Genomic DNA, 5,702 nt, shown 5'->3' with positions numbered 1-5,702 from the left:
GGACCCCGCCCGCACCCCCCCCCCACCCGCCCCCGCGGGCCGGACCGCGACCACCGCGGTCCGGCCCTTCGCCGTCGCCGCCCGCGTGACCCGGGCGTCAGCCGGCACACGGGACGCAGGCGTCGGCTCCGGGACACAAGCACGGGACGTCGGCTCCGGGACACGGGATGCCGGGGTCGGTCCCGGGCACGCGACATCGCTGTCGGCCCCGGCGCACGCGCCACAGGCGTCAGCCCCGGGCCAGGAACGAGACGAGGGTCTCCGCGAACCCCGGATCGCGCACGACCGTCAGGTGGTCGCCCGGCAGCACGGTCAGCTCCGCCCCCGCGATCGCCGCGGCCAGCACCTCGGGCCGGGTCGCCAGCGGGTCGCCCGCACCGGCGAGGACGAGCGTCGGGACCGTGATCCGTTCCAGCGGCAGTGCGTCCCGGTGCACGGCCCGTATCTGCGCCGCCAGCGCCGCGCGGTCCCCGCCCGTGCGGTCCGCCAGCATCCGGAAGGCCCTGGTCCGAGCGGGCGCGTCCGCGGCGTCCTCGGCCGTGAGCGCCGCCGAGACCAGCTCCGGAGGCATCACCCGGGTGTCCAGACCGCCCACCTCGACCGCGCCCGCCCCGATCCCCCCGGCCACCAGACGACGGACCCGCCGGTCCCGCGCCGCGGCCAGGACCGCCACCACGGCCCCCATGGAATAGCCCGCCAGGTGCACCTCGTCCGTGCCGGTCCGGTCGATGAGCAGACCCACGTCACGGGCCATCAGGGACTCGCCGTAGCAGGCGTCGTCGTGCGGCCGGTCCGAGGCGCCGTGGCCGCGCGCGTCCAGCGCGTACACCCGCCGGCCCCGCGCCAGGAGCGCCTCGACGACGCCCGGCCCTTCCCAGTTCAGCCGGGAGTCCGCGGCGAATCCGTGCAGCAGGACCACCGGCGGCAGGGCCTCGTCCGGATCCCGGGACCAGTACCGGTACCGCAGGGTCACCCCGTCGTGCGTACGCAATTCACCGGTCATGCCCCGACGGTACGGGCGCCCGCCGGGGAACGGGCCGCGACTGTGCCCCGGCACAGCGCGCACGCCGTTCCGTTGGGAGCCCGCACTGCTCGGGGGCGGCCCGGAAGCAGGAGCGGACGCGAGCCTTCCGACGCTGTTTACGCGGAAGTAACGTGCAAGGGTGACCCCATCGACGACCGTGCACAGTCCGCTCCGGCTGTACGGCCGCAGCGATGAACTGGCCGCCCTGGAAGCCCTGTCGGCGCGCCTGCGGGCCGGGGACGGCGGAGCGCTCGTGCTGACCGCCCCGCCCGGCCTCGGCCGCACCGCCCTGCTGCGGCAGGCCGCCGCCCACCACCTCGCCGGGCGGGCCGGCCCGGTGCTGTCCGCCTGCGCCGCCCCCGCCGAGCGCCGGCTGCCCTGGAGCGGACTCCACGCCCTGCTCTGCTCCGCCCCCGGCCCGCTGCCCCTCGCCCCCGACACGGTCCTGCGCTCCGGGATCACCCCCGGCGGCCTGCTCGCCCTGCTGCGGACGCTCGGCGCCGAACAACCCCTGCTGGTCTGCGTGGACGACGCCCACCTCTGGGACCCCGACTCCCGGGCCGCACTCGGCTTCGCCGCCCGCAGGCTCGGCGCGGGCAGCCGTGTCGCCGCGGTGCTCGGCGCGGCCGACGAGACCGCCTTCGCCGGGCTGCCCACCCTGCGCCTCGGCCCGCTGGACGAGGACGCGGCGACCGCGCTCCTGGACCGGCTCACCGGCCCGGCGGCCGAGGTGGACCCCGTCGTACGCGCCGAACTCCTGCGGGAGGCGGCCGGGAACCCGCGGCTGCTGGCCGGGCTGACCGGGCGGCTCACCCCGGACCAGCTCGCCGGCCGGACCGCCCTGCCCTACCCCCTTCCCGGGGGCGAGAGCGTCCTCGACGCCCACGCCGCGCACCTGGACGGGCTGTCCGCCGAGACCCACACCCTGCTCCTGCTGGCCGCCGCCGCGGAGGAGCACGAGCCGGACGGGACCGGCTCCGACGCGGCCCTGCTGCTGCGGGCCGGGGCCCGGGCCGGCCTGTCCGCCGCCCACCTCGACCGGGTCCTCTTCGCCCCCGCCGACAGCGCCGGCGCGCTCCAGCGCGCGGGCAGCCGTGTGCACTTCAGCCACCCGCTGCTGCGCCGGGCGGTCCTGCACCGGGCGCCGCCCGGCCGCCGCCGTGCCGTGCACGACCTCCTCGCGGGACTGCTCGGCGGGCCCGGACGGACCCCGCTGCCCGCACTCGTCCAGCGGGCCTGCGCCGCACCCGGCCCGGACGCCGCCCTCGCCGGACAACTGGAGCGTGCGGCCGACGCGCCGCGCCCGCACGGCGAACGCGCCGCCGCGCTGGCCCGCGCCGCCGCGCTCTCCGCCGACGACTCGCTGCGCGCCGCGCGGTTCACCGCCGCCGCCGAACAGGCGCGGCTGGCCGGGGACACCGGCCGGGCCCGCGCCCTGCTGGCCCGCGTCGGCCCGCACCCCGCCGGAGGCGCCGCACCCCGGGTGCGCGGCATGCTCGCGCTCCGCGACGGACCGGCCGCCGACGCCCACGCGGCGCTGCTGGCCGCGGCGGAGCTGCTGGCCCCGCACGACCCGCGCCGCACCCTGGACGCCCTGTTCGGCGCCGCGGAGGCGGCCTGGCACATGGGGGACGCCCTCGCCTACCTGGACGCCATGCACCGCATCCCGGTCGCCGCGGCCGACCGGCCCACCGCGCAGTACCGCGCCGGGATGTGCGCGGTGCTCGCCGGGCACCCCGACCGGGGCCACGCCCTCCTGCGGTGCTGCCTCGACTCCGCCGACCGCGCCGAGGACGCGGGCCTGCTCCTGCGGACCGGCGCCGCCGCCCTGGTCCTCGGGGAGGTCGAGGCGGCCTGCCGGGCCGGGGCGCGCGCCCTCGCCGTCGTACGCACCCGGGGGCCTGAGGCCCTGCTCCCGCACGCCCTGGAGCAGCTGGCCTACGCCGAACTGCGCTCCGGGCAGCACGCCAGGGCCCGGGCCCACGCCCTGGAGGGGCTGCACGCGGCGCGCCGGACCGGGCAGCGGAACTCCGCCGCCCATCTGCACGCCGTGCTCGCGCTCGCCGCCTCGGTGGAGGGACCGGCCGAGGCGTGCGCCGCGCACGCCGACGCGGCGCTGGCCGGAGCGGGCCCGCACGGCCTCGCGCAGGCTGCCACGCTCGCCACCTGGGCGGTCGCCCGCGCCGACCTCGCCGCCGGACGGCCCGGGCAGGCGGCCGCCCGGCTCGGCCCGCTGGTCAGGCCCGGGCCCGGGACCGGACACTTCGCCACCCGGATGCTCGCCGTGCCCTGCTACGTCGAGGCGGTGGCGCTCTCCGGGCGGGCCGGCCAAGCGGCCGACGCACTGGCCGTGGCCGTCGAGGAGTTCGCCCTGTGGACCGCGCGGACGACGGACCCCCAGGTCCCCGCCCAACTGGCCCGCTGCCGCGCCCTGCTGGCCCCTCCCGAGGAGGCCGCGGCCCGGTACGAGGAGGCACTGGCCCACCACGACCGCGCGGGCGGCGACTTCGAGCGCGCCCGCACCCGGCTGCTCCAGGGGCAGTTGCTGCGCCGGCTGCGCCGCACCCGGGAGGCCCGCGGCCCGCTGCGGGACGCGCTGGTCGCGTTCGAGCGCTGCTCCGCCCGGGTCTGGGCCGCGCGCGCCGGAGGGGAACTGCGCGCCGCCGGGGAGGCGGTGGACGGCCCGGAGCGGAGCGGCCCGGGCCCGCTGGCCGTCCTCACCCCGCAGCAGCAGCGGATCGCCCGCTGCGTCGCCGAGGGCGCCACCAACCGCGAGGTCGCCGTGCGGCTCTCGGTGAGCCCGCGCACCGTCGACCACCACCTCCGCAACGTCTTCGCCGCCCTCGGCGTCCGGTCGCGGACCGAGCTCGCCCGGCTGCTGGACCGCGGGGGCGGCGCGGGGTTGCGGGACCGTGATGAGAGAAACCGCGCAGACCTCTAGGTACCGACCGGGCGGTATGCCATTCTGCGGTCGTCAGGATCGATCGGTGTGCGCCCGACGCCGGGTGCGCACCGGGGCCGGCCCCACCGCAGCCGGCCGATTCCCGGTGGAGGCCGCCATGCCGCAGGTCGTACGTTCACGGATCCGGGCGCCGCACGGACCGCCCGCCGTCACCCCGTCGCCGCACCGCACCCGCTCCCTGGCCGACCGCGAGGCGGTGGCCGTGCTCCACCGGGCCGCCCGGGTCCTCCTGGAGGCGCTGCCGGAGCTGACGGACCGCCTGGTCGAGGCGCTGCGCGAGCAGGAGCCCGCGTACCGCGCCGCCATGGAGGCCGAGCCCGCCGAGATCTGGCAGGAGGTCCACCACTCCCTGCGGCACAACGTCGCCTCCCTCGTCCGGCCCCGGGAGTTCCGCGAGGCCGCCCACCGCACCTCCCGCTGGATCGGCGAGAACCGGGCCGAGCAGGGGGTGCCGCTCGACGCGGTCCTGCACGCCTTCCGGATGGGCGGGGCGATGGTCTGGCAGGACCTCGTCGACCACACGGCCCGGCGCCACCCCGAGGACACCCGGCTGCTGGTGCACGTGGCCGCCGACGTCTGGAACTTCGTCGACGAGCACTGCGCCGTGGTGGCGGAGGCGTACCGGCAGGCCGAGCGGCGGCTCTCCTGGCGCCGCGAGAACCGGCAGCGCCTGACGACGGCGGCCCTGCTGGACGGCACCGCCCGGATCGCGGACCTGCCGGACGCCGCGGCGACGCTCGGACTCCCGGTGCAGGGACGGTACGCGGTGCTCGCCGTCACCGGCGCCCGGCGCGCCCCGCACGGCACCGGACGGCCGCCGCTGGACCTGCCCGGAGCGGCACCCGCGCTCTGGCACCCGGCGGGGGACGTCGACCTGGCGATCCTGCCGCTGGGGACCGCCGCTGCGGAGCCCGGCGCGGCGCCGACCCGGGACGGCGCCGAGACCGCCCCCGGCCCCGCCACCGGGGATCCGGACGCCGAACTGGCGGTGCTGGCACGCGGCCTGACGGTGCCTCCGGGCCTGCGTGTCGGGGTCGGCTCCGTCGTCGAGGGACTCGCCTCCCTCGGTGACGCGCGGCGCCTCGCCGAGACGGCGCTGCGGGCCTGCCCGGCGTCCGGCGGCACCGTCCTGCTCGACGAGCACCTGCCCGCCGCCCTCGTCGTGTCCTCGCCCGGCCTCGGAACGGCGCTCGCCGACCGGGTCCTCGGCCCGCTGGACCGGCTGGATCCGGCGGACCGCGACGTGCTCGTGGAGACGCTGACCGCCTGGCTCGACTCGGACGGCTCGGCGCAGCGGGCCGGCGCGAAGCTGTACTGCCACCGCAACACCGTGCTGAACCGGATGCGGCGGTTCGAGCAGCTGACGGGACGCTGCCTGACCCGCCCGTCGGACGCGGTCGAGGTGTCCCTGGCCCTGGCGGCGCGACGCCTGCTCACGGACTGAGCCGACCCGGCCGGGGCGGACCCGCGCCGGCCGGCACCGTCACCGGGACCGCCGGCCGGCCCGAACGGGGCACGCGGGGCGTCCGGGCGCGAGGACCTGCGGCGCCCGGGCGCGACGGCACGCGGCGCGAGGGGCCGGGGCGGCCGGCGCGACGGCGTGCGGCGCGAGGGGCCGGGGCGGCCGGCGCGACGGCGTGCGGCGCCCGGGCGCGACGACCCGGCCGCGGGGCGCCCCCCCGGGGGCGGGGGCGGCCGGGGGCGAGGGCCAAACCG

At 79.4% G+C, this 5,702-nt stretch carries 3 protein-coding genes; 2 read left to right on the top strand and 1 reads right to left on the bottom strand.

Annotated features, from left to right (window positions below; genetic code table 11):
• Positions 1-229 precede the first annotated feature (229 nt).
• Positions 230-1,003 (bottom strand): alpha/beta hydrolase, encoded by a 774-nt coding sequence (locus ABZ172_RS28035; protein ID WP_356887786.1) that lies wholly within the window; start codon positions 1,001-1,003, stop codon positions 230-232.
• Positions 1,004-1,181: 178 nt separating this feature from the next.
• On the opposite strand from ABZ172_RS28035, the gene ABZ172_RS28030 reads away from it, so the two are divergent.
• Positions 1,182-3,965: a LuxR family transcriptional regulator gene (locus tag ABZ172_RS28030; RefSeq protein WP_356887828.1), complete on the top strand. Its 2,784-nt coding sequence runs from the start codon at positions 1,182-1,184 to the stop codon at positions 3,963-3,965.
• Positions 3,966-4,083: 118 nt separating this feature from the next.
• Positions 4,084-5,430 carry a helix-turn-helix domain-containing protein gene (locus ABZ172_RS28025; protein ID WP_356887784.1) on the top strand — a complete coding sequence of 449 codons (1,347 nt, stop codon included), beginning with the start codon at positions 4,084-4,086 and terminating at the stop codon, positions 5,428-5,430.
• Positions 5,431-5,702 lie beyond the last annotated feature (272 nt).

The organism is Streptomyces sp. NPDC006296 (assembly GCF_040613235.1).
Lineage (GTDB): Bacteria > Actinomycetota > Actinomycetes > Streptomycetales > Streptomycetaceae > Streptomyces.
This window is presented reverse-complemented; position numbering and strand designations above follow the sequence as displayed.

Excerpts from the sequence above, each read along its gene's own strand:
- ABZ172_RS28035 (WP_356887786.1), bottom strand. The coding sequence starts at position 1,003 with ATGACCGGTGAATTGCGTACGCACGACGGGGTGACCCTGCGGTACCGG.
- ABZ172_RS28025 (WP_356887784.1), top strand. The coding sequence starts at position 4,084 with ATGCCGCAGGTCGTACGTTCACGGATCCGGGCGCCGCACGGACCGCCC.